The organism is Pseudomonas sp. URMO17WK12:I12, assembly GCF_000514395.1.
Lineage (GTDB): Bacteria > Pseudomonadota > Gammaproteobacteria > Pseudomonadales > Pseudomonadaceae > Aquipseudomonas > Aquipseudomonas mucoides.
Map to the genome: position 1 here is coordinate 53,657 of NZ_AZVV01000018.1, position 22,185 is coordinate 75,841.

Sequence of the window (22,185 nt, forward strand, 5' to 3'; positions counted from 1 at the left end):
CCTGCTCGCGATAGCGTCATAACATCCGACATAGATGTCGACTGACACACCGCCATCGCGAGCAGGCTCACTCCAACAAGGACCGTGTTCTGCGCACATAGAGCAGTTATTTCCCGGCAGTGCCATTAGAATGCCTGCCATCGGGTCTCTGCCAACGGAATCGTCATGCCGCTTCGCTCGCCGCTGTATTCGCAACGTTCGTTGGTCCTCACACTGATTGCGCTGCTGGGCGCAGGCTTCCTCGCCACGTCCTTCCTCAGTTACTACGCCTCGCGAGCGTCGATTCGCGACAACATCGTCAACACCGAACTGCCACTGACATCGGACACGGTCTACTCGGAAATCCAGAAAGACCTGGTCAGGCCCATCCTGATTTCCTCGATGATGTCCCGCGACACCTTCATGCGCGACTGGGTGGTCAACGGCGAGCACGAGCCGGAAAAAATGACCCGCTACCTCAACGAGGTCATGACCCATTACGGCGCCTACACCGCGTTTTTCGTCTCCAACAGCACCCTGACCTACTACCACGCCAAAGGCGTGCTCAAACAGATCAAGGCCAGCGAGCCCCGGGACACCTGGTATTTCCGTGTACGCGACATGGCCGAGCCTTACGAAATCAATGTCGACCCGGACATGGCCAACAAGGACAACCTGACCTTCTTCATCAACTACAAGGTCTACGACTACGACGACCGTTTCATCGGCGCGGCGGGTGTCGGCCTGACCGTCGATGCAGTGATCAAGCTGATCGACAAGTATCAGCAGCGCTATCAGCGCAGCGTGTATTTCGTCGACAACTTCGGGCGCCTGGTGCTCACCGGCGCCGAGGGCGGCCCGCAAGGCGCAAAAATCGGGCAGAGTCTCGCTGAGCTCGACAGCATGAAAACCCTGGTCAGCCAACTGCCCAAACCCCACAGCGGCAGCTACGAATATTCCGTGCAGGGCCAGGGACATTTCCTCAACGTGCGGTTCATTCCGGAGCTGAACTGGTATCTGTTTGTCGACAAGCGCGAAGACGGTGCCCTCAGTGAAATCCGTCAGTCGCTGTACCTCAACCTGCTGATTTGCCTGCTCGTCACGCTGATTGTGCTAGCCCTGCTGAACCGGGTGATCAAGCGTTATCAGAACAAGATCCAGGCCCAGGCGACGCTCGACAGCCTGACCGAATTACCGAACCGTCGCGGCTTCGACCTGCTGGCCGCGCAAGCCATGCACGAAGCCCAGCGCGAGCCGAAACCGCTGACCGCATTGCTGCTGGACCTGGACCACTTCAAGGCATTAAACGACACCTACGGCCATCTGGCCGGCGATCAGGTGCTGATCGGCTTCGCCCGGGATCTGCAGAGTTGCCTGCGGCACGCTGACATCGTCTGCCGCTGGGGCGGTGAAGAATTCATCGTCTTGCTCAAGGACACCGACGGTGAGACCGGTCTGAAAGTTGCCGAGAAAATTCGCCAGCATGTGGAAACACAGCGTTATGCCTACAACGATCGGGCCTTGCAGCTGACCGTCAGTATCGGCTTGACCACCTTGCAGCCGGATGACACCTTGCACACCCTGCTCTCTCGCGCCGATCATGCGATGTACCGGGCCAAGCAATCCGGCCGTAATCGCACCTGCGTGGAAAAGTCTCACTCCAGCTATGAATAATCCATGAACAAGCCTGACTTCTGCCCGGCCTGCGGTGCGTCCAACGACTGCACCCTGGCCGATCCGAAAACCGCTGATCGCGCCTGTTGGTGCTATGGCGTCAGCATCGACCCGGCCGTGCTCGAAGCGCTGCCGCCGGAACTGCGCGATAAATCCTGCCTGTGCCCACGCTGCGCTCAGGTCGAGGCGCAGCTGTAAGCAAGCGCCCGGCCGATCACGTAAGATACGCGGCCCTTTTCCCACCGAACCCTTGCCATGCGCGTTGACCGTTTCCTCAGTAACCTGCCGCGCTTCAACCGTAAGCAGGTGCGTCTGTTGCTGGTGGAAAAGCGCGTGCGGATCGACGGCAGTATCGTCAGCGACCCGCATGCCGAGGTGCTCGAGTTCAGCCGCGTCGAAGTCGATGACGAGGTCCTGCAAGCCGGCAAACCTGCGCGCTACTTCATGCTGCACAAGCCACCCGGCTGCGTCAGCGCCACCCGCGACCCCGAGCACGCGACGGTCCTGGACCTGATCCACGAACCGGACAAGGACGATTTACACATCGCCGGCCGCCTCGACTTCAACACCACCGGTCTGATGCTGATCACCAATGACGGCAGCTGGTCGCGACGCCTGACCCAACCGCAGACCAAACTGCCCAAGGTCTACTACGTCGAGACCGAGCAGGACATCGGCCCGGAATATGCGTTGAAGTTCACTGAAGGGCTGTACTTCGCCTTCGAAGACCTGACCACCCAGCCCGCCGGGCTGGAACTGCTGGGGCCGAAATCGGCGCGGCTGAGCATTGTCGAAGGCCGGTACCACCAGGTGAAGCGCATGTTCGGTCATTTCGACAACAAGGTCCTGCGCCTGCACCGCGAGCGCATGGGCCCGCTGGCGCTCGATAACGCGCTAAAACCGGGCGAGTACCGCGCATTGCGCACCGAAGAGATTCAATTGATCTAAGCAGGCGACCGCTCAGCAGAAGTTGTCGAACAATTTACCAATGACACTTGCGCGAAGACGTCACCCCTGCTTGAATCAGGTCGTCAGCCGAAATGTGACTGACGAGTCACAACATACTTCTAAGAAACTTTTTGTCGGTTAGAGAACCCTCAGGTTCCGCCTCAGACCGGCAGACTGCCCGCCAATAATAATACCCGTCGACCTGCTGTACGGATCGACATGGGCCTCCAAATTCCAGGCGTATGCCTACCTGTCACAAAGCTCGTGCAATCTCATTTGCGCGCATACCCGCTTGCCAGGAGTCTTATGACATGAGGCCAGAAATCGCTGTGCTGGATATACAGGGTCAGTATCGGGTTTACACGGAGTTCTATCGCGCAGACGCCGCAGAGAAGACCATTATCTTGGTCAACGGCTCGATGGCCACGACTGCGTCGTTTGCACAAACCGTGAAAAACCTTCATCCGCAGTTCAACGTGGTCTGCTACGACCAGCCCTACGCGGGCAAGTCGAAGGCCCATAACCTGCATGAGAAATTGCTGACCAAGGAAGTCGAAGGGCAGATCCTTCTGGAACTGATCGACCATTTCGGCGCCGAACACGTGCTGTCGTTTTCCTGGGGCGGCGCCGCGACCCTGGTCGCCCTTGCGCACCAGCCACGCCGGATCGAAAAAGCCGTGATCAGCTCGTTCTCCCCGGAAATCAACGCGCACATGCTCGACTACCTCGAGCGCGGCGTCGACTACCTCGGCAGCCGCGACGGCGACCGGGTCGGTAACCTGGTGAACAGCACCATCGGTAAACACTTGCCGACTCTGTTCAAGCGCTTCAACTACCGGCACGTCAGCAGCCTGGCCGATCACGAATACGGGCAGATGCACTTCCACATCAGCGACCTGCTGCACAGTGACCGCCAGTGCTTCCTGAAGGCGGCGGAGAAAATCAATGTACCGGTGCTGTTCATGAACGGCGAATGGGACGAATACACCGCCGCCGATGGCGCGCGCTTGTTCGCCAACCATGTGCAACACGCCACCTTCACGACCCTGGAAGCCACCGGCCACTTTCTCGACATGGAACACAAAGCCGCCTGCCGAGACAGCCGCAATGCACTGCTGGGATTCCTGAAACCTGAACCACACGCCAGCCGAACGCGTTACCACTACGTCCAGGATCACCATGCACTGGCAATCTGAAACAGCGTCCTCGCGAGCAAGCATCGCCCTACAGTCGTTGAACGCATTTCTGTAGGCGCGAGGCTTGCCCGCGATAGACCGTTTTGTGGTGTGTGCCGTGTTGCCTCTGCGCTAAAGCAGTCCAGCGCAAAGAAAAACTTCATTTCCACGCGCACATCTGGTACAAAGTCAGCCGCTCTGAGCGGGTGTCGTATAATGGCATTACTCCAGCTTCCCAAGCTGATAACGAGGGTTCGATTCCCTTCACCCGCTCCACTATTTTCAAGGCCTCCAGCCTACCCCGCTTCAACTTGGTGTCTGTTAAGGTGTCTGTTTCTGGTTTTCTCAGATGCCTAACGCAATTAAACACACACCTGCGCTCAGCCACCCTCAATCTATTCAGCCCTCTCCGGCGTCCTGTCTGCCGGCATCACATCACTATTTGCAAGCCACCACCTGCAGCTGATCAAGCTTAGTCGTTTAACTCTGCTCATCATCTCCCGCCGCATACCCAGGGATGATCTTGCTGACATCTTCGCGAGCCATTTCTCAGAGCAAGTCTGATACTGTCGTCCCCGTTAAATTCGTTGACAGGGAGTCAAGCATGGCAAAGCCAGCTGCACGTATCACCGACCCAACCAGCTGCCCCATCCCTGGGCACGGCCCCAAAGCTATCGCCTCCGGTTCTCCTGATGTGTTCTTCGACGGACTTGCAGCCGCTCGCAAAGGTGACACGTGCACCTGTGGTAGTGCGCTAGCCTCGGAAGTGTCCGGCACAGTGTTTATCAACGGCAAAAATGCCGCACTGGACGGATCTATTGGCACCCATGGCGATGTCGTGATCGGCGGTTCGGGTACCAAATCCTGAACGCTGACGACAAGGCCAAGGAAACGGCGCGTCAAGCCACCATCCTGGGTGGTGGTGCGGCAGGGGGATTTTTGGCGGGCTTGGGCATATCCGCTCTTTGTGGTCCTGGAGCTCCGGCCTGCGCCATCGCCGTCGTTCTCATCGGTAGCGTTGTCGGCGGCTTTGCCGGCGGGGTCGCATCTGATACGTTCGACGCAGAGCTAGAGGAGCTGGCCCATTGGGATATATTCTGACTCCTGCGGAACGAGCGAGCATCCAGATCGCGCTGGCAGAGGCCTTTGTAGACAGCACTGTTGACTACGCGTCTATCGCAGAGCGAATTCGAGGCTATGACCCAAAGGTTGTTGAAGAAATCTTGTACTCAGAGGTCGCACCTGTGTGCTTCAGCAACCTTGAAACGCCCGTCCCTCCTGTGTGGACTGGTTTTAAGGATGAATGGTTACTCGATGAAATAGCCAAAGAACTCAAAGCGCGAGAACACAGTTGGTTTCGTCGTCGCTTCGACCTGTTCAAAGTGGCATGGCTACGCTACAGCTACGGTTACATCTGGAAGGAACTCATGAAATTTCATCATTTCCAGTAATTGCAAACCGCGCCCAAACCGGACTTGATGTCTGGTTTTTTGGGGCTGGTGTTTGACTGAATTGGCCGAGTGGGGAAATTAACGATTTCGCGTAAAGTTGATGCTTTGTAAGTGCTTTTCTTGCGCTCATAAAGGTTTCCTCGGCACTCACGCTCAGTATGATCAGATCAACGCGGAGACCGTGTCTCGCGATCTGGAGCCTTTCATCGGTACAAGCGTTGGTCCTGCCTGACGGACAGCCAAGACAAAAAACCGGTCCTTAGTGACCGGTTTTTTTCCGTGAAATTTGTGTAGAACGCTGATTCTTCATTCTGAACAAGCCAGTCAACGTCTGCCTAGCAGGTGTCGATCACCGATTCACTGGTGGCACGAAAGTGGCCAATCTTCGAAAAGGCAACGTCCTACACGACACTGGGAATTGTCCGTACACTTGCGCATTGCTGTGCCTTTGTCACGAGGCCTATAGTCCGAGCGCGTCCAAATGGCGTATCGGGTTTGGCGACTCGATGACAACGATTCAGGAATTTCCGAGATTTTCGGAGCAGTTTCTGACTGCACTTTGCTGCGCTTTTTATGGTGGCTGTGCGTGGGAGACCTTCGGGTCTGCCGGTTTTACCGTTGTCCGGTTCGCCAACCTGCGTACAGCTACCACCCTATTGTTTGGCGACGATTGAGTGGTAGGTCTTTCACCTACTAACGGTAATCACGCATGAAAGAATATATGGCTTTAACCAGCAACGCCGACGATCTCCCTTCCCTGTTCGTCAACACTACCCAACCGCTGCACTCACTGCTCAGCACGGCCAGTTACAGAATTCGAGCCGTGACGCAGATGCTCGAAAACCTCGCCATGCGAGGTGACATCACCACCGACTCGGTCATCCTCAGCGATTTTGCATTGCTCTGCTGCGTGCCTTTGCGCGACGGTTGCGATGTGCTGGACGTGATCGCTCGACGCATGGATGCAGAGCCGTCCTGATGTGATAAGGGGCGCCTTTCGGGGCGCCCTCGATTCGTAGCAGCTGGCGAAGCCTGCGTCCGGCTGCGCAGCAGTCGTGGAATCAGGTGACGCGGTGTTTCAGGAAGACCTCGCGGCTACGCAAATGATGGAAGCCAAGATATGGCAGGCACACCCTACTTAGCGTAGCGACTTCACCTTCTGCGGCATTTCCAAAAGGCACGGTTGCAGGGAGAACAGGGTGGTGACTTCTGCGGTACACAACCGAGGCGACTCGGTTAATAACGGTGTTTGGTCAGATTGGCGTTCAGGACGAGGGACGATGTGCCGACTAATCCGGACTGGATTATGCGGCAGGACCGGATGTGAGTTATACGACGCCGCTGATCAGTTGTGCACGGTAGATAGCCGACAAGCGCTAGTTGGTGGGAGGTTGCCAGGAGGGCACAGCGATGAGGTTTGTTTCAGCGCCTCAGATAGTACGAAAAAAAGGTATCTGAGCCGACAGAGAATTAAAGATGTTTTGCGACAAAAGCGACGGCGACAAACAGGGTCAGCGCGAATGCAGCACCGATGCTGAACGGCAACAACGTAGTGCGGATTTTGGTCGGGGCCGGGCGTCTCATCTCTTCAGCTAAAGCCTCCATTTCACGATGCAATTGCTCGATGCTTGCTCCGTTACTACGATGAGTGGACATGTTTCTTTCTCCTCTCGCAGTCCGTGTTGAGTCCGTGAACTGTTCCTGACAATGTGAGCCGTGTGGTTGCAAAGCTCAAGTACCAGCGATGTATGTTGAGTATCGGCGACCAATAGCTTATCGAGTTCTAAATTTTCGCGATCGTTCTGGTGCATTGATCATCCTTCTCGGCTTTTAGCCGCCAACCTAAGCGTCGTTGTCTGCGAAGCCGGCAAAATCTGTCGGACGTCAATCACTCATCACCTATCGTGCAGTCCGTTCTGCGGAGCACTATTTCCTATCTACCCACCAGCGGATAGCGGGTGATTCCCGCTTAGGTTGTAGGCAACATCCGAGAGCTGCGCATGAAGGAGCGTTAACTGTTTTTCGGTCGGTTGATCGTCTTGCAGTTCGGCCTTAACCGAATCGCCGATTTTTTACATGGGCCTTGGTTACAAATCCGCAACGCTCAACCCGTTTCCCCTCCCCGCCCGACCCGCTAGCATTTCCACCATCTCCAACGCCCCTCCCCACCGCGCGGCCATCAACGAATACGCGCCACAACGCTTCGAGGGAAACCAATCGGCGCGGCCCAAATTCCGCCCACCAACGATCTCAATAGAGCAACCCGACATGACTCAAAACATCTACGACGATCCGGAGTTTTTCCACGGTTACAGCCAAATGGGCCGTTCCCTTGGAGGCCTCGACGCGGCACCGGAATGGCCAACACTCAAATCAATGCTGCCGCCGATGAAAGGCCTGAAGGTAGTGGACCTCGGTTGCGGTTACGGCTGGTTCAGCCGCTGGGCCAGTGAGCAAGGCGCTGATAGCGTGCTTAGTCTGGACGTCTCGGAAAAGATGCTGGAGCAGGCTCGCAAGACCACATCGGTGGGCAACATCCACTATTCACGGGCAGATCTGGAACAGCTTGATTTACCCATAGCTGGTTTCGACCTGGCTTACAGCTCACTGGCGCTGCACTACATCAAGAATCTGTCCGGGTTGTTCGCCACGATCCACGCGGCCCTTAAACCTGGTTCGCGCTTTGTGTTTTCCATCGAGCACCCGATCTTCATGGCCCCGCGCAATCCGGGTTGGCTGATCGACGGCGAGGGACGCAAGCGTTGGCCGGTAGACAGCTATCAACGGGAAGGTGAGCGGGTGACGAACTGGCTGGCGGAAGGCGTGATCAAGCAGCACCGAACCCTTGGCACGCTGTTCAATACGCTGATTGGCGCGGGTTTCAGTATTCAGCATGTCAACGAATGGGGGCCGAGTGATACAGAAGTGGCGGCTCAACCGGCGCTGGCCGAAGAGCGGGAACGGCCGATGATGTTGCTGGTTAGCGTTCATCGCTAAGAGCCGCGTCGGGTTCTCGTATATTTTACGTATAGGTCTTTGAAATCCGGTAAAGAAGCAGTAGCGCGATGTTGGGCCTGACTAAAGGTGCCTTATTCTGTCGGCTCAACTTTCACCTAGAGATCAACATGGACAATTCAGAGTTGGGGATCATGATCATTTCGATGATCGGGTTGTTCGGCTTTGCTTCGTTTGTTTTTGAATATTTGAGTGCCAAGTACAGGGACAGATAACGCTCAGCGAGATCCGTCCCTTTTTGCACTATCGGGTTGCGACAATAAACAACCGCGGAAACGGCAACAGCACCGAACCATCGCTCAACGCCGGATAAGCCTGCTCGATCGCGGCATGGTATTGCTTGAGGTATTGCGTCTTTTCCGTGTCATCCAGCGGTTCGAGAAACGGCCGCAAACCGCTGCCCTTGAACCACTCGACCACACCCGACGCGCCACCTGCCAGCGGATGATGGTACGTGGTGCGCCACACATCGACGCGCGCACAGTGTGGCCGCAGCATCGAGTAGTAATCGCTGGCACTGGCCATCTCTGTGCGTTGCCCGGCGGCGTCCGCCAGTTTGCTGGCCCAAGGGCCTTCGGCGGCCACTTCGCGCATCAGGCGATGGGAAGGTTCGTTGAGGTTGTCGGGCATCTGGATGGCCAGGCTGCCGCCCTCGGTCAGTCGGGCGGCCAGCGACGGCAATAACGTCGCGTGATCGGGCAGCCATTGCAGCACGGCATTGGCGAAAATCACGTCGAACGGGCCGTTATCGTCCCAGGTTCCGATATCAACAGTGTCGAACTGCACGTTTGGCAAGCGCTTGCGAGCGGCCTCGATCATGTCGCTCGAACTGTCGACCCCACGCACCGTGGCGCCGCTGAAGCGCTCGACCAGCAACTCGGTCGAATTGCCGGGACCGCACCCGATGTCGATGGCCGAGCGCGCATCCACCGGCGGGATGGCGGCGAGCAGGTCTCGCGCCGGGCGGGTGCGTTCATCTTCAAAAGCGACGTATTGTTTGGCGGACCAACTCATTGCGTTCTCCTGTCGGTGCGTTGTTGTGGGCCAGAGGCTGACAACCGGTCCGATACGATACCTCGACCAGTATATGCAGCCCTATCCCGATCTTTGAGAAATAACCCTGACTGTCCAAACGCAACTTGTAGGGAGACCGGGAACTCAGGTTTTACGACGGCTGTGCAGCCGGACGCAGGCTTCGCCAGCTGCTACAAAAAAGCGTCACTGCCGGATCCGAAAATGTAAGTAGAATTTTCAACACGCCGTCGCTGTCTGAAATTCAGGCGCATCCCAATAAGGAACACGGCAATGAAATTCGCAAAAATCTCGCAGAAACTCGCCCTGTGGGCCGGCAGTCCCAAGACATTCATGGGGGCGCTTATTCTTATTATTCTGTGGGCCGCGAGCGGTCCGATTTTTGGTTTCAACGACACCTGGCAACTGGTCATCAACACCTCAACCACGATCATCACGTTTCTGATGGTGTTTCTGATCCAGAACACGCAGAACCGCGACACCGACATTCTGCATCTGAAAATCGATGAGTTGCTGCGGGTGAACAAGGAGGCGCAGAACGCGATGTTGGGGCTGGAACTACTGGACCTCAAACAACTGGAGGCGCTGCGCCGCCACTATCGCGCCATGGGCGAAAAAGATGTGCATGACCTGGCGGGGCTGGCGACGACGAGCCCGCGCAAACAGGGTTTGAACAAGTGCTGAGCACAAACAAAACGGCGCGTGATGTGAATCACGCGCCGTTTGCTCTGAATGGCGTAAAGACTTGAACTAGCGACCGGCCTGCAACGCCCTGGCCATTTGCAGATGGTTTTGCAGTTTGGGCAGGGTTTCTTCAGCAAATGCTTTGATTTGCGGAATGTCCGTGGTTTGCGCTTCCTGTTGAAGTTGCTCGATGGCTTGCTGCGTGGTTTTCACCTGACTGGCGGCGTAGGCCTGGTCAAAGGTTGCGCCGTCCATCGCTTGCGGCATCAAGGCTTTGGCCTTATCGACCACTTCTTCGCGAGGGGCCACTGGCAGATCCAGTTGCTTGGCGATTTTCGCCAGGTGCTGGTTGGCGGTGGTGCGGTCGTTGATGACGACGATGGTGTAGTCCTTGACCTCTTTGGATTCGGTTTTTTGATGCGCCAGGCGACTGGCTTCGATGTCAGCCATGCCTTGGGCCGAGGCATCGTTGATGAATTCGGCGGGGGACTGGGCAAAGGCACTGCCTGCGAACAATCCCAGGAACGTGGCAAAACTTGCATGACGTATTCGGGTGGCCATCCGGCTCATGGTCGCGCCCTCCTTCTGAAAAAATTCAAGCGGGAGCTTGCGCCCCCGCCTCTCGATCAAAACCACCTTCAATCACTACTTGGACTTCTGAGGACCTTTGCGGCCCATTTCGGGTTTCGTAGAGTCTTTATCGACCGTCGTTGTGGTGGTTTTCCCACCTTTGCGACCGGCTTCAGACGCCTTCGTTCGATCGTTGGCGAAGTTTCCCGAGTTCGAGTTTCTTGAGTTAGGCATGATTCTCTACCTCTTGGTGATGATCCAGGCGAGCAACAGCCCGCATAAAATCAGAATGAACGAGCCCCAAAAGGTTTAGAAAACCTGAAAACGCCGCGACGAACGGCGGCGAACTCTCAGACTTCGAGTCGTAGATGATGCTGGCGTTTGGCAGCGTACATGGCCTCGTCGGCATGCCTGAATAACTGCTTTTCCTCGGTGCCGTGCTCGGGGTAATGAGCGACGCCGATACTGGTGTGGATGTTCAGGTTGTGCCCGTCCAGACGCAGCGGCTGCGCCAGGACCTGAAGAATTTTTTCCGCCACGCCGTCGGCGTCTTCCAGGCCGTGGATGCTGTGCAACAACACCACAAACTCGTCCCCGCCGATGCGCGCCACGGTATCGGTTTCGCGTACGCACCCCTTGATCCGATTGGCCACCGCTTGCAACAGCATGTCGCCCACCGCGTGGCCATGGGTGTCGTTGACGTCCTTGAAACGGTCGAGGTCGACGTACAGCAACGCCATGCGCCCACCATCGGCCCGGGCCAGCGCCAGCGAAGCCTTGAGACGATCACGCAGCAGCTCGCGATTGGGCAATTGAGTCAACTGGTCGTACTGCGCCATTCGCTGCAACCGGGCATGCAACTGCTTGCGCTCGATGGCGGTCGCGACCTGGGCGCAGACGTATTGCAGCAGCTCCTTGTCCCGTTCGGTGTAGCGCTCGCCACCCGCAACGCTTTTGACGATGAGCGCGCCGATGGTGCCGTTTTGCGAATTCAGCGGCACGCCCAGCCAACACGGTGAATTCGGGCCCTCGACCAACGTCTCAAAACCTGCGGGCGAATGGCCCTGGTCCGGGGTCAGCAAAATGGGCAAGCCGCTGCGGATCACTTCTGCACACAGGCGCCCGGTGATGGTGCCGGGCTGCTCGGGTTGCAGTTCGTGGTCGTTGACGTGATAGGGGAAATTCAGCTGCGCGCAGTGTTCGTCATACAGCGCCACGGAGAAATTCAGCGCAGGCAGCCATTCGCCGATGATCAGGTGAATGCGCTTGAACAGCGCCAGCAAGTCTTCCGCCGCGTGAGCCGCTTCGGAAATCGCGTACAACGCTGCTTGCCGGGACTCGGCCTGCTTGCGTTCGGTGATGTCCCGGGCCACGGCGATGCGCAATTGATCGACTTCCGACCAGCGCGCCGACCAGAGGATGTGCACCACCTGGCCGTCCTTGCGCAGGTAGCGGTTTTCGAAGTTGAGTTTGGGCTCACCGCCCATGATTTCCCGCGCGGCGTCGAGGGTGCGCTGGCGGTCGCCAGGATGCACCATGTCGATCATCACTTGGCCGATCAGCTCGTCGGGGGTATAGCCAAAAATGCGCTCGCACGCCGCACTGACAAAAACGAAGCGACCTTGCTTGTCGACCGCACAAACGGCGTCCAGCAACAGATCGATGTAGCTCGCCAACGGCGCGGAATTTCTGGATGCCATGGTGTCTTGCATATGGCCTCAAGTCTTGTTTGTGACCAGTCCCGGCAACGCGTGCGCCAGGGCATTAATGGCAAAACCGATAAACATGACCCCGCACAACCGGGTGATGGCCAATTCGTGACGTTGATACAGGGTCCGAACCTGCCGCGCACCGACGATGCCGATGAGAATAGCGTAGGCGATCAGGCCACCGACGAAGCTCAGCACAATCAACCACGGCAGCATCGACCAGTGCAGCAGCTCCGCGCGGCTCGAGAGCAGTGCGGTAAACGTGGCCACCGCCACCGGGTAAGCCTTGGGATTGGTCAAACCGAACAGAATGCCGTGCCAGAACGGCTGGCGGGCCGGGCCTTGAGGCGCTTCGGCACTGCTGCGTTTCGCCCGCACGGCGCGCAAACCGAGCCAGAACAAATACAACCCGCTGAACACGCCCAACACATCGAATGCCGTGCTACCGATTTCCCGCGCCCCGACTATTGCAATCAACGCGGTACTGCACCAGACCACATCGCCCAGCAAATGCCCGCACAAAAACCCCGCCCCCGCCCGCCGACCGCGCGCCGCGCCAATGCCGAACACCGCCAACACACCCGGCCCCGGCGTGATGCCGTAGATAAAGCCCGAGGCGAGAACAGCCATTAGCAGCGATGGGGTCATCAGGAAATCCTTTTGAACTGTCTGGTGAATGGGCGCCAGTCTATCTCAGGTCCTTGTGCGTGGACTTACTGATCGTCGAAGAACTTCATTCCTGCGTTGGGTCGTCGTTCCGCCCATTCAGCCAATCCAACGCCTGATCCCCACCCCGCCACGTGTGCCACGCCAACACAAACGTAAACGACGCGCCGCCACATCGATATCACTAGGGTGATCAGGTCGAGACGGCGGATCAGGCTTTTTGGCAGCATGGAGGGCTCGATGACTTCAGTTCGGCTGAGTCGGCAGATAGCTCGGTTTTTGCCCACAACCTCACACGCCATCGCCCTACATGTAAATCTCTTGTAACACTCAACCGAACAGGAAACGGCCGATTCAGCGCCCACACCCCACGCTGTAAAGTCTGGAAACACACGGACGGTTTCATCACTCAAGGACAGACACGTCACATGGACCAGACAACGCACGCGGCAAACACTTTCACCAACTATCGAAAACTGATCTCGCTGGCCGATCACGACTGGGAAACCGCGGAAGCGGGAAAAGTCGCGGGGCTGAACGTCGACATCAGAAGCAGCAACCGCATGGTTGACCAGCACGGACGCGCTTTTCATCACTTCTGCACCACCTCCTACCTGGGCCTGGATCACCATCCCGACTTACTCGATGGCGCCATGACCACCTTGTGGGAAACCGGCACCCTGCGCATCGCCAACTCGAAAAATCGCTGCAAACTGGCAATCCTCGATCAGTACGAAACGGAGCTGTCAGCGTTGTTCGGCGCCACATGCCTGAGCACCTTGTCGTGCAGCGCGGCGAGTGCCGGCGTCCTGCCGCTGCTGGCCAGCGGCGTGTTCACCGAGAACCGGTCGCCGGTGATGGTGTTTGACCGCTTGGCACACTATTCGATGAGTCACCTCAAAGCCGCCTGCGCCGACGAAACCAGGGTCGTGACCAGCCCGCACAACGACATGGATTTTCTGGAAACGCAGTGCCAGCAACATGCCAGGGTCGCGTATGTGGCCGACGGCGCGTACAGCATGGGCGGGGTCGCCGACCTGGACAGCCTGTTGTACCTGAAGGACCGTTACGGCCTGTTTCTTTACCTCGACGACTCCCACGCGTTGTCCGCTGTCGGCACGTTCGGTGCGGGCCTCGTGCGTCCCAGGTTGCAGGCGCTGGAGGATGACGCCTTGATTGTCGCCTCATTGGCCAAGTCATTTGGCGCCAGCGGCGGAATGGTGATGCTGGGCAACGAACGGCAGAAAAAACTGATTCAACGCTACGGCGGCCCCAGTAACTGGTCGCAAAGCCTGAACAGCGCGTCCATCGGTGCGGGCAGAGCGTCCATCCAGCTGCATCACACGCCTGCATTGACTGCGTTACAGGAAAAGCTTCAGGTTAATATCCGCCTCTTTGACAGCCTGATTCGAACCGCACAATACGCCAGCAACATGCCGATTCGCTTGATCCACTGCGGTGAAGCGAGGCTGGCCAACCGTATTGCCATCGAATTATCCAATCTGGGTTTCTTTACCTCGGCGGTGTTTTTCCCCGTGGTTGCACAAGGCAAGGCCGCCATCAGAATCACGCTACGCGCCGACATGGAGCCGACGCTGATTCGACATTTTTGTGAACTCGTCACCGAGCTTTTACGCACCTGCGCCGGGGACGCCCGCTAGACATCCAGGGATGATTCCATGAAGAGCAGCACCACCCTCCTCGTCACCTGCAGCACGGTTTTCCTCGCGCAACTGGGCATGAGCATTTACCTGCCGGCGCTGCCGGAGATGGCTCGGCACCTGTCCGCCGACGCTTCGCAGGTGTCCTGGGGACTGGCGGTGTATCTGATCGGCATGGCACTGCCGATGTTGTTCTGGGGCAGCCTCGGCCAGCGCATCGGCCGCAAACCGGTGCTGCTCGCGGCACTTGGCATTTATGGCTTGGCCAACCTTGCGCTGCCGCTGGGCCAGACGCTTGAAGCGTTTCTGTTTTTTCGGCTGTTACAAGGCATTGGTGCCAGCGGGATTTCAGTCATGGCACGGGTGTTGATCCGCGACAGTTTCCGCGGTGAGCTGTTGGCCAAGGCGTTGTCGTGGATTTCGATTTCGTTCGTGATAGCGCTGGGCATCGGCCAATACCTGGGGTCGGTCATTCAGGTCGCACTGGGCTGGCCGGGGATTTTCTATCTGCTGGGTGGCACGAGCCTGTTGATGGCGATCGTCGTGGCGCGGGTTTCTTTTGCGGTGCTGGTCGAGGACAACGTTCAGACGTCTGCGTGGCCCAGTTACGGGCGCATTCTGCGTGATCGGGCGTTCTTGCTGCCGGCGCTTACCGGTGGCCTCGGCTACGGGGTGATTATTGCCTTCAACACGGCCGCGCCGCTGATTCTGCAAGGGCCGTTCAACTGGTCGGCCGTGGAATATGGCCTGCTGGGCTGGCCGATCAGCGCGGCGTACTTTCTGGGAGCACTGGGGGTCAATGCCTTGGTACTGCGCACCGGTCAGCGCCGGTTGATAACGGTGGGCGTCGCTCTGGTGCTGACCGGGAGCGCGGTGATGTTGCTGGGCAGCCTCGTCGGCACCCCCATTGCGCTGCTGTTCTGGTTGCCCTATTGCGTGGCGGTGTTCGGGCAGTCGTTGACGTACCCGATCAGCCTGTCGCTGGCGAACGACGGTTCACCGGTCGGGGGTGCCTATGCGATGGCGTTGAGCGGCTTTATTCATCAACTGATGGCAGCGATCATTGGCGGTGTTGCCAGCCTGATCGCCAGTCAGCAGGCATGGCCGTTGTCGTTGCTCTGCACCTTGCTGGCGGTGGGCGCGATGCTGTGCGTCATGCTCGCACCCGGTCGCAAAACGGCCTAAAAGGCGCTGCGGAAAATCTCCTCGATCTGGCGCTGATCCGCCGCCCGGGGATTGGTAAAACCGCAGGCGTCTTTCAGCGCATTGGTGGCAAGCATGGGGACGTCATTGAGTCTGGCGCCGAGCTCACGCAATCCGGCCGGGATGTCCACATCACTGGACAGGCGACGGATCGCGGCAATAGCCGCTTGAGCACCCTCTTCAGGGCTGAAACCACGGATGTCGGCGCCCATCGCATGAGCCACGTCGGTCAAGCGCGGGGCGCACACCTGAGCGTTGAAGCTTTGAACGTGGGGTAGCAGCACTGCGTTGCAGACGCCATGAGGCAAGTCGTAGAACCCACCCAATTGGTGAGCCATGGCGTGGACATAACCCAGGGACGCGTTATTGAACGCCATGCCCGCCAGGAATTGCGCGTAGGCCATGTTTTCCCGCGCCGCCATGTCATCGCCGTTGCGCACCGCCAGCCGCAGGTTGTTGCTGATCAACGTGATCGCCTTCAGTGCACAAGCATCGGTGATCGGGTTGGCGGCGGTGGAGACGTACGCTTCGATGGCGTGGGTCAGTGCGTCCATGCCGGTGGCGGCCGTCAGCCCCTGGGGCATGGCGACCATCAGCGCCGGGTCGTTGACCGACAGCAGCGGCGTGACGTTGCGGTCGACAATGGCCATTTTCACGTGGCGCGATTCGTCGGTGATGATGCAAAAACGCGTCATCTCGCTGGCGGTGCCGGCGGTGGTGTTGATCGCGATCAGCGGCAGCTGCGGTTTGCTTGATTGATCGACACCTTCATAGTCGCGGATCTGCCCGCCGTTGGTCGCACATAACGCGATGCCCTTGGCGCAGTCGTGGGGCGAACCACCCCCGAGAGACACCACAAAATCGCAGCAACTTTCCTTCAACAAGCCCAGGCCGAGCTCAACGTTGGCCATATTCGGGTTTGGTTTGGCGCCGTCAAAGATCACCGAATCGATGTCCTGCATCGCCAGTTTTTGCGCAATCATTTTCGCAACGCCGGCCTTGGCCAGCCCGACGTCGGTGACAATCAGCGCTTTGCGAAAGCCATACTTGCCAATGGTGTCCATGGCTTCGTCGAGGCAACCCGTGCCCATGATGTTCACGGCGGGAATGAAAAACGTGCTGCTCATGAGCGATTCTCCTGGCTGGGCCGAATCGGCGACGCCGATCCAGCGGGACGCCCACAGCTTCGACCCTTCGCTCACGCAGTAACTTGATCTGGCTCAAGTCATGGTCGTGATAAAGTCGCCGCCCATCAGACCTTTTGCTTTGAGACTTTGACCGCAATGACCGATTTCCAGGATGTTGATGCCCAACTTGAAGACTGGAACGCCTTGCGCGCCACCGCCTCGTTCAGCGGCCTGCTGGTGGGCAACGGCGCCAGCCGTGCGGTGTGGGACGACTTTGGTTACGACTCGCTGTTCGAGAATGCGCGCACCGTCGAAGAAAAACCGCTGAGCCAGTCCGAGCTGAGCGTGTTCGAGGCGATGCAGACACGCAGTTTCGAACAAGTGCTGAGCGCGCTGAAAACCACCAGTCGCGTGAACAAGGCGTTGGCCGTCAGCTCCGCCGCACCGCGCAATCGCTATTACGCGATCAAGGAAGCGCTGATCAACACCGTGCATGCAGTACATATTCCATGGCGACTGGTCGTGCCTTCGACGCTGGCGACCATCAGCTCGGAACTGGGCAACTATCGGACGGTGTTTACCACCAACTATGACTTGCTCAATTACTGGTCCATCCAGCATCAGCCGGACGCGATCACCGACCTGTTCCAGGGCGCCGAGCCGGGCTTTGACCTGAGCGTCACGGCGACCGATAAAACCCGTTTGCTGTACCTGCACGGTGGTTTGCACCTGGTGCGCAATCAGGACGGCACGGCGCGCAAGCTGATGTCGACCGAGGGCACGCTGCTCGGCAGTTTCGCGATCAACAATACGATCAAGACCCTGGATGACGTGCCGCTGTTCGTGAACGAAGGGCCGGCGCAGGACAAGCTCAAGACCATTCGCAGCTCGGATTATCTGTCGTTCTGTTATGACCAGTTATTGGGGCATGGCGACGGGTTGTGTGTCTTTGGACATGCGCTGGGCGAGCAGGATAGCCATATCGTTCATGCGTTGCGCCAGGCGAAACCGTCGGTGGTGGCGATCTCGATTTATCCGCGCAGCAAGGCGTTTATCCAGCATCAGAAGCGGCATTACGCGAAGGTGTTTGAGGGGACGGGATCAGCGCTGCGGTTTTTTGATTCGAAGACGCACGCGTTGGGGAATCCGAAGCTTACGGTTCCGGTTGAGGTTTAGCGGCGAGGCGGCTGCTCGCGATGGCGGTCTGACATTCAACCTCTTCGTCGAATGCTAAGCAGCGATCGCGAGCAGGCTCACTCCTACAGCGGGATGTGTGTGAGTTTGAAATGTGTGTTTAGAGCACCGGCAAGGTCTTGTCCTTGATCACCGTGGTCGGCCCATTGGCTTTCACACTGGCAATGCCCTTATCCATCGCGGCAGCGGAGGCGTACGACTCGCTGCTGCCGATAATCTCGTGGTTACCGGCCTTGAGGTTGAAATAAGGATGGCCATCCTTGGTGGTCTTTTTTTCGTAGCGCTCATCCAGCGGGCTGTTGGACTGAACCGATGCAATGCCTTTGTCGGCGGCGGCGCGGGTGGTGTACAGCTCGCTGGTCAGAATGGTTTCGGCATTGGCGGCCTTGAGAACAAACCTGAACTGGCCACTGCTGCTTTTGCTCACTTCGTACCATCCGGACATGCTCTTTCTCCTTGGCGATTGAGAGGTTTCGCGTTTCAGAGTAAAGACCACACCACGGTTTCTGTCGCCTGCACAGGCCCCATCGCGAGCTGGCTCACTCCTACGATGGAAATGCGATCCCCTGCAGGAGTGAGCCTGCTCGCGAATGGGTCTACGCGGTATTCGCTACTTCACCACCGCCCGAACCACCGACAATTCCGGCACAGCGACCCGCCGCTGACTCAAATACCGCATACAACTCACCCGCAAAAACGAGGCAAAATTCACCACTTCCCCCCGGTAATCCATCACCTCTTCATACAGCTTGGCGATCAGTTGGTTGGTGGTCATGCCATCGACTTCGGCAATTTCGCTGAGAATGTCCCAGAACTGGTTCTCCAGCCGCAGGGTGGTGACCACCCCGCAGATGCGCAGCGAGCGGGAGCGCGATTCGTAGAGGATCGGATCGGCCTTGACGTAAAGCTCGCACATGGACAGGTCCCTCGTTACAGCGTGATTTTGGTGCCCAGCAACCCGAGGAAACCGGCGAGCCAGCTCGGGTGCGCCGGCCAGGCCGGGGCAGTGGCCAGATTGCCTTGAACATGGCCTTGCGTCACCGGGATATCGATGAACGTGCCGCCCGCCAGACGGACTTCCGGGGCGCAGGCCGGGTAAGCACTGCACTCGCGGCCTTCGAGAATTCCGGCCGCTGCCAGCAATTGCGCGCCATGACACACGGCAGCAATCGGCTTGCCGGCCTTGTCGAAGGCGCGCACCAGGTCCAGGACTTTGTCGTTCAGGCGCAGGTATTCCGGCGCACGGCCGCCGGGGATCAGCAGCGCGTCATAGTCGGACTCAGCGACTTTGGCGAAATCGAAGTTCAGGGCAAACAGGTGGCCGGGTTTTTCGCTGTAGGTCTGGTCGCCTTCGAAGTCGTGGATCGCGGTGCGCACGGTCTGGCCGGCGGTTTTGTCCGGGCACACGGCGTGGACGGTGTGACCGACCATCAGCAGCGCCTGGAACGGCACCATCACTTCGTAGTCTTCGACGTAATCGCCGACCAGCATCAGGATTTTCTTGGCAGCCATGGGGAGGACTCCTCTGGGGGAACATTGGCAGGAGTATTCAAGGTAGTCCTTATCCAGTGGGTCGGGTAATAACCTGCTACTACCTGATGGACCGCATCATCGTTCATCGCGGGCAAGCCACGCGCCCAACAGTTGACCGAGTCGTCCATGGGAATGCGATCAACTGTGGGAGCGTGGCTTGCCCGCGATGGCGCCCTCAAACTGTACGGATAACTCTGCGCCTAGCTGTAACAGCGCAGCCAACGCGGTTTGTGGCTAGATGAAGGCACTTCCCCTCACCCTGAATTCTGGTCCCCAAATCATGTCCTCGCGCGAAAACACCGGCATGGCCCTCGGCCTGCTCGGCGTTGTGATTTTCAGCCTCACCCTGCCCTTCACGCGAATCGTCGTGCAGGAACTGCATCCCCTGCTCAATGGCCTCGGCCGGGCGCTGTTCGCGGCGGTGCCGGCGGCGTTGCTGTTGCTGTGGCGACGGGAGAAATGGCCGACCTGGAAACAGGTCAAAGGCCTGACCCTGGTGATCGCCGGGGTCATTCTCGGTTTTCCGGTGTTGTCGGCGTGGGCCATGCAAACCTTGCCGGCGTCCCACGGTGCCCTGGTCAACGGTCTGCAACCGCTGTGCGTGGCGCTGTACGCCGCGTGGTTATCCCACGAACGGCCGTCAAAAGCCTTCTGGGCCTGCGCCGCGTTGGGCAGTGCATTGGTGCTGGGTTATGCGTTGATCAGCGGTGCCGGCAGCATTCAGGCCGGTGACTTGTTGATGCTCGGGGCAATTGCGGTGGGTGGTCTGGGCTACGCCGAGGGCGGTCGATTGGCCAAGGAAATGGGCGGCTGGCAGGTGATCTGCTGGGCGCTGGTGTTGTCGACACCGCTGTTGATCGGACCGGTGGTGTATCTGGCGCTGCAACATCAAGGCGAAATTTCAGCGAAGACCTGGTGGGCGTTTGGTTATGTTTCGCTGTTTTCGCAGTTCATTGGTTTTTTTGCCTGGTACGCCGGGTTGGCGATGGGCGGGATTGCTCGGGTCAGTCAGATTCAGTTGTTGCAGATCTTCTTCACGATTGCATTTTCGGCGTTGTTCTTTGGTGAACACATCGAGCCGATCACTTGGCTGTTTGCCGCCGGGGTGATCGTGACCGTGATGCTGGGCCGCAAGACCGCGGTTAAACCCGCACGCATCGCCACCGCCTGAACGGTAGGAGCCCGGCTTGCCGGCGATGGCGTATTCGAAATCGCCATCGCCATCGCCATCGCCGGCAAGCCGGGCTCCTACAGGGCTCAGAGGTAGCCGTCAGCCCGCAGCAGGGTTTCAAGACAGTGTTCGCGGATGTGGTAGAAATCCTTCAGCGCCTGAATCTTCACCAACAGCTGGGCCGGGTCCACCGGCTCGGCGCGTTTGACCGCCAGGATCATCTTGTTCTTGTTGGTGTGGTCCAGCGAGATGAACTCGAACACCTTGGTTTCATAACCGCAGGCTTCAAGGAACAACGCGCGCAAGCTGTCGGTGACCATTTCAGCTTGCTGGCCCAAATGCAGACCGTATTGCAGCATCGGCTTGAGCAGTGCCGGGCTCTGGATTTGCAGGCGGATCTGTTTGTGGCAGCACGGCGAGCACATGATGATTGAGGCGCCGGAACGAATGCCGGTGTGAATCGCGTAGTCGGTGGCGATATCGCAGGCATGCAGGGCGATCATCACGTCCAGCTTGCTCGGTGCCACGCTGCGCACGTCACCGCATTTGAACACCAGCCCCGGGTGCTCGAGTTTCGCCGCAGCGGCGTTGCACAGGTTGACCATTTCTTCACGCAGCTCGACACCCGTCACCACGCCTTCAGCGTTCAAGGTGTTGCGCAGGTAGTCGTGGATGGCGAACGTCAGGTAACCCTTGCCCGAACCGAAATCCGCCACCTGCACCGGCTTGTCCAGCGCCAGCGGTGAGGTAGTCAGCGCATGGCTGAAGACTTCGATGAACTTGTTGATCTGCTTCCACTTGCGCGACATCGCCGGAATCAGCTCGTGTTTGCTGTTGGTCACGCCAAGGTCGGCGAGGAACGGCCGGCTCAGGTCGAGGAAGCGGTTTTTTTCGCGGTTGTGCTCGGCGGATGGCACTTCACGCAATTGCTGAGGTTTGCTCTTGAACAGCGAAGACTTGCCCTTTTTGCTGTATTCGAGCTGGGCTTCATCGGTCAATGACAACAAATGCGCATTTTTGAACGAGGCCGGCAGCAGCGCGGCGATGGTCGCGACACCTTCGGCCAGCGGCAGGTTCTTGGTGATGTCGCGGGTTTTGTAGCGATAGACGAAGGACAGGCAAGGCTGATCCTTGACCGTCAGCTGCTTGATGATCAGGCGCTGTAAATCCGCTTCGGTACCGACGTACTTGGCCAGCACCAGCTTGATAAAGGCGTTGGCGTCGAGGCTGGTTTGCAGCAGGTCGATGAACTGGGCGTGGTGATCCGGCGCGAGGCTGGCGGGAGTGGCGGTGACGGACATGGGCAAAACGGCCTCGGGCGGAGCGAATCGGGGAATGGCGGGTATTTTAGGGGGGATGTCGATGCAGGGCACGGGTAATTTCCCGAACGGCA

At 58.3% G+C, this 22,185-nt stretch carries 23 protein-coding genes, 1 tRNA gene and 2 pseudogenes; 15 read left to right on the forward strand and 11 right to left on the reverse strand.

Features of this window, described 5'->3' with window-relative positions:
* Nucleotides 1–165: 165 nt before the first annotated feature.
* The 9 genes and pseudogenes from D882_RS0123845 to D882_RS0123875 all read left to right on the forward strand — a co-directional run bounded on the left by D882_RS0123845 (nt 166) and on the right by D882_RS0123875 (nt 6,206).
* Nucleotides 166–1,653: a sensor domain-containing diguanylate cyclase gene (locus D882_RS0123845; protein WP_027925562.1), complete on the forward strand. Its 1,488-nt coding sequence runs from the start codon at nt 166–168 to the stop codon at nt 1,651–1,653.
* A 3-nt stretch (nt 1,654–1,656) separates the two neighbouring features.
* A complete protein-coding gene (locus D882_RS0123850; protein ID WP_027925563.1) occupies nt 1,657–1,851 on the forward strand; it encodes a cysteine-rich CWC family protein in 195 nt (64 codons plus the stop codon).
* Nucleotides 1,852–1,908: 57 nt separating this feature from the next.
* Complete coding sequence (locus D882_RS0123855) at nt 1,909–2,601, forward strand: pseudouridine synthase (protein WP_027925564.1); 693 nt, start codon at nt 1,909–1,911, stop codon at nt 2,599–2,601.
* Between the two features lie 311 nt (nt 2,602–2,912).
* Nucleotides 2,913–3,797, forward strand: coding sequence for an alpha/beta fold hydrolase (locus D882_RS0123860; protein ID WP_027925565.1), 885 nt, complete (start codon nt 2,913–2,915; stop codon nt 3,795–3,797).
* A 181-nt stretch (nt 3,798–3,978) separates the two neighbouring features.
* Nucleotides 3,979–4,052 (forward strand) — tRNA-Gly (locus D882_RS0123865).
* Nucleotides 4,053–4,380: 328 nt separating this feature from the next.
* Nucleotides 4,381–4,635, forward strand: a pseudogene (locus D882_RS1000000132310) (PAAR domain-containing protein); the annotation flags it as partial.
* Nucleotides 4,632–4,877 (forward strand): annotated as a pseudogene (locus tag D882_RS1000000133280) (hypothetical protein); the annotation flags it as partial. The pseudogenes D882_RS1000000132310 and D882_RS1000000133280, both read left to right, overlap by 4 nt.
* On the forward strand, nt 4,862–5,227 hold the full coding sequence (locus D882_RS0123870) for a hypothetical protein (protein ID WP_027925566.1): 366 nt from the start codon (nt 4,862–4,864) through the stop codon (nt 5,225–5,227). The pseudogene D882_RS1000000133280 and the gene D882_RS0123870, both read left to right, overlap by 16 nt.
* Nucleotides 5,228–5,936: 709 nt before the next feature.
* Nucleotides 5,937–6,206 carry a hypothetical protein gene (locus D882_RS0123875; RefSeq protein WP_027925567.1) on the forward strand — a complete coding sequence of 90 codons (270 nt, stop codon included), beginning with the start codon at nt 5,937–5,939 and terminating at the stop codon, nt 6,204–6,206.
* Nucleotides 6,207–6,697: 491 nt separating this feature from the next.
* Here the strand turns inward: D882_RS0123875 and D882_RS0123880 are convergent, their stop codons facing one another.
* The gene (locus tag D882_RS0123880; RefSeq protein ID WP_027925568.1) at nt 6,698–6,883 is read right to left on the reverse strand and encodes a hypothetical protein; all 186 of its coding nucleotides are present in this window, start codon (nt 6,881–6,883) and stop codon (nt 6,698–6,700) included.
* A gap of 612 nt (nt 6,884–7,495) precedes the next feature.
* Here D882_RS0123880 and D882_RS0123885 point away from each other — a divergent pair.
* Nucleotides 7,496–8,224, forward strand: a complete 729-nt coding sequence (locus D882_RS0123885; protein ID WP_027925569.1) for a bifunctional 2-polyprenyl-6-hydroxyphenol methylase/3-demethylubiquinol 3-O-methyltransferase UbiG — start codon at nt 7,496–7,498, stop codon at nt 8,222–8,224.
* 261 nt (nt 8,225–8,485) lie between these two features.
* Here the strand turns inward: D882_RS0123885 and tam are convergent, their stop codons facing one another.
* Nucleotides 8,486–9,256 carry a trans-aconitate 2-methyltransferase gene (gene tam, locus D882_RS0123895; protein WP_027925570.1) on the reverse strand — a complete coding sequence of 257 codons (771 nt, stop codon included), beginning with the start codon at nt 9,254–9,256 and terminating at the stop codon, nt 8,486–8,488.
* Between the two features lie 291 nt (nt 9,257–9,547).
* Here tam and D882_RS0123900 point away from each other — a divergent pair, with 291 nt between their 5' ends.
* Nucleotides 9,548–9,958, forward strand: coding sequence for a low affinity iron permease family protein (locus tag D882_RS0123900; protein WP_027925571.1), 411 nt, complete (start codon nt 9,548–9,550; stop codon nt 9,956–9,958).
* Nucleotides 9,959–10,024: 66 nt separating this feature from the next.
* Here the strand turns inward: D882_RS0123900 and D882_RS0123905 are convergent, their stop codons facing one another.
* From D882_RS0123905 to D882_RS0123920, 4 genes are all read right to left on the reverse strand, one after another.
* Entirely contained in the window at nt 10,025–10,528 is a 504-nt protein-coding gene (locus tag D882_RS0123905; RefSeq protein ID WP_027925572.1) for a DUF4142 domain-containing protein, read from the reverse strand.
* A 75-nt stretch (nt 10,529–10,603) separates the two neighbouring features.
* Nucleotides 10,604–10,762 (reverse strand): KGG domain-containing protein, encoded by a 159-nt coding sequence (locus tag D882_RS1000000132320; RefSeq protein WP_081744010.1) that lies wholly within the window; start codon nt 10,760–10,762, stop codon nt 10,604–10,606.
* 116 nt (nt 10,763–10,878) lie between these two features.
* Nucleotides 10,879–12,228 (reverse strand): bifunctional diguanylate cyclase/phosphodiesterase, encoded by a 1,350-nt coding sequence (locus tag D882_RS0123915; RefSeq protein WP_027925573.1) that lies wholly within the window; start codon nt 12,226–12,228, stop codon nt 10,879–10,881.
* An 18-nt stretch (nt 12,229–12,246) separates the two neighbouring features.
* Entirely contained in the window at nt 12,247–12,885 is a 639-nt protein-coding gene (locus D882_RS0123920) for a LysE family translocator (protein WP_027925574.1), read from the reverse strand.
* Between the two features lie 446 nt (nt 12,886–13,331).
* Here D882_RS0123920 and D882_RS0123930 point away from each other — a divergent pair, with 446 nt between their 5' ends.
* Together D882_RS0123930 and D882_RS0123935 are read left to right on the forward strand one after the other, a co-directional pair.
* The gene (locus D882_RS0123930; protein ID WP_027925576.1) at nt 13,332–14,564 is read left to right on the forward strand and encodes an aminotransferase class I/II-fold pyridoxal phosphate-dependent enzyme; all 1,233 of its coding nucleotides are present in this window, start codon (nt 13,332–13,334) and stop codon (nt 14,562–14,564) included.
* Between the two features lie 18 nt (nt 14,565–14,582).
* Entirely contained in the window at nt 14,583–15,749 is a 1,167-nt protein-coding gene (locus D882_RS0123935; RefSeq protein ID WP_027925577.1) for a multidrug effflux MFS transporter, read from the forward strand.
* On the opposite strand, the gene yiaY is transcribed toward D882_RS0123935, so the two are convergent.
* Nucleotides 15,746–16,894 (reverse strand): L-threonine dehydrogenase, encoded by a 1,149-nt coding sequence (gene yiaY / locus D882_RS0123940; protein ID WP_027925578.1) that lies wholly within the window; start codon nt 16,892–16,894, stop codon nt 15,746–15,748. The two genes, D882_RS0123935 and yiaY, sit on opposite strands and share 4 nt — an antisense overlap.
* 156 nt (nt 16,895–17,050) lie before the next feature.
* Here yiaY and D882_RS0123945 point away from each other — a divergent pair, with 156 nt between their 5' ends.
* Complete coding sequence (locus D882_RS0123945) at nt 17,051–18,070, forward strand: DUF4917 family protein (RefSeq protein WP_027925579.1); 1,020 nt, start codon at nt 17,051–17,053, stop codon at nt 18,068–18,070.
* 118 nt (nt 18,071–18,188) lie between these two features.
* Here D882_RS0123945 and D882_RS0123950 read toward each other — a convergent pair whose 3' ends face one another.
* From D882_RS0123950 to D882_RS0123960, 3 genes are all read right to left on the reverse strand, one after another.
* The gene (locus tag D882_RS0123950; RefSeq protein ID WP_027925580.1) at nt 18,189–18,533 is read right to left on the reverse strand and encodes a YegP family protein; all 345 of its coding nucleotides are present in this window, start codon (nt 18,531–18,533) and stop codon (nt 18,189–18,191) included.
* A 165-nt stretch (nt 18,534–18,698) separates the two neighbouring features.
* Nucleotides 18,699–19,004 carry a ribbon-helix-helix domain-containing protein gene (locus tag D882_RS0123955; RefSeq protein ID WP_027925581.1) on the reverse strand — a complete coding sequence of 102 codons (306 nt, stop codon included), beginning with the start codon at nt 19,002–19,004 and terminating at the stop codon, nt 18,699–18,701.
* Nucleotides 19,005–19,018: 14 nt separating this feature from the next.
* On the reverse strand, nt 19,019–19,600 hold the full coding sequence (locus D882_RS0123960; protein WP_027925582.1) for a DJ-1/PfpI family protein: 582 nt from the start codon (nt 19,598–19,600) through the stop codon (nt 19,019–19,021).
* A 301-nt stretch (nt 19,601–19,901) separates the two neighbouring features.
* Here D882_RS0123960 and D882_RS0123965 point away from each other — a divergent pair, with 301 nt between their 5' ends.
* The gene (locus tag D882_RS0123965) at nt 19,902–20,792 is read left to right on the forward strand and encodes a DMT family transporter (protein WP_027925583.1); all 891 of its coding nucleotides are present in this window, start codon (nt 19,902–19,904) and stop codon (nt 20,790–20,792) included.
* Between the two features lie 86 nt (nt 20,793–20,878).
* On the opposite strand, the gene D882_RS0123970 is transcribed toward D882_RS0123965, so the two are convergent.
* Nucleotides 20,879–22,093: an SAM-dependent methyltransferase gene (locus D882_RS0123970; protein WP_027925584.1), complete on the reverse strand. Its 1,215-nt coding sequence runs from the start codon at nt 22,091–22,093 to the stop codon at nt 20,879–20,881.
* Between the last annotated feature and the right edge of the window lie 92 nt (nt 22,094–22,185).

Coding starts and splice junctions, on each gene's coding strand:
- D882_RS0123845 (WP_027925562.1), top strand. CDS start 166: ATGCCGCTTCGCTCGCCGCTGTATTCGCAACGTTCGTTGGTCCTCACA.
- D882_RS0123850 (WP_027925563.1), top strand. CDS start 1,657: ATGAACAAGCCTGACTTCTGCCCGGCCTGCGGTGCGTCCAACGACTGC.
- D882_RS0123855 (WP_027925564.1), top strand. CDS start 1,909: ATGCGCGTTGACCGTTTCCTCAGTAACCTGCCGCGCTTCAACCGTAAG.
- D882_RS0123860 (WP_027925565.1), top strand. CDS start 2,913: ATGAGGCCAGAAATCGCTGTGCTGGATATACAGGGTCAGTATCGGGTT.
- D882_RS0123875 (WP_027925567.1), top strand. CDS start 5,937: ATGAAAGAATATATGGCTTTAACCAGCAACGCCGACGATCTCCCTTCC.
- D882_RS0123880 (WP_027925568.1), bottom strand. CDS start 6,883: ATGTCCACTCATCGTAGTAACGGAGCAAGCATCGAGCAATTGCATCGT.
- D882_RS0123885 (WP_027925569.1), top strand. CDS start 7,496: ATGACTCAAAACATCTACGACGATCCGGAGTTTTTCCACGGTTACAGC.
- tam (WP_027925570.1), bottom strand. CDS start 9,256: ATGAGTTGGTCCGCCAAACAATACGTCGCTTTTGAAGATGAACGCACC.
- D882_RS0123900 (WP_027925571.1), top strand. CDS start 9,548: ATGAAATTCGCAAAAATCTCGCAGAAACTCGCCCTGTGGGCCGGCAGT.
- D882_RS0123905 (WP_027925572.1), bottom strand. CDS start 10,528: ATGAGCCGGATGGCCACCCGAATACGTCATGCAAGTTTTGCCACGTTC.
- D882_RS1000000132320 (WP_081744010.1), bottom strand. CDS start 10,762: ATGCCTAACTCAAGAAACTCGAACTCGGGAAACTTCGCCAACGATCGA.
- D882_RS0123915 (WP_027925573.1), bottom strand. CDS start 12,228: ATGGCATCCAGAAATTCCGCGCCGTTGGCGAGCTACATCGATCTGTTG.
- D882_RS0123920 (WP_027925574.1), bottom strand. CDS start 12,885: ATGACCCCATCGCTGCTAATGGCTGTTCTCGCCTCGGGCTTTATCTAC.
- D882_RS0123930 (WP_027925576.1), top strand. CDS start 13,332: ATGGACCAGACAACGCACGCGGCAAACACTTTCACCAACTATCGAAAA.
- D882_RS0123935 (WP_027925577.1), top strand. CDS start 14,583: ATGAAGAGCAGCACCACCCTCCTCGTCACCTGCAGCACGGTTTTCCTC.
- yiaY (WP_027925578.1), bottom strand. CDS start 16,894: ATGAGCAGCACGTTTTTCATTCCCGCCGTGAACATCATGGGCACGGGT.
- D882_RS0123945 (WP_027925579.1), top strand. CDS start 17,051: ATGACCGATTTCCAGGATGTTGATGCCCAACTTGAAGACTGGAACGCC.
- D882_RS0123950 (WP_027925580.1), bottom strand. CDS start 18,533: ATGTCCGGATGGTACGAAGTGAGCAAAAGCAGCAGTGGCCAGTTCAGG.
- D882_RS0123955 (WP_027925581.1), bottom strand. CDS start 19,004: ATGTGCGAGCTTTACGTCAAGGCCGATCCGATCCTCTACGAATCGCGC.
- D882_RS0123960 (WP_027925582.1), bottom strand. CDS start 19,600: ATGGCTGCCAAGAAAATCCTGATGCTGGTCGGCGATTACGTCGAAGAC.
- D882_RS0123965 (WP_027925583.1), top strand. CDS start 19,902: ATGTCCTCGCGCGAAAACACCGGCATGGCCCTCGGCCTGCTCGGCGTT.
- D882_RS0123970 (WP_027925584.1), bottom strand. CDS start 22,093: ATGTCCGTCACCGCCACTCCCGCCAGCCTCGCGCCGGATCACCACGCC.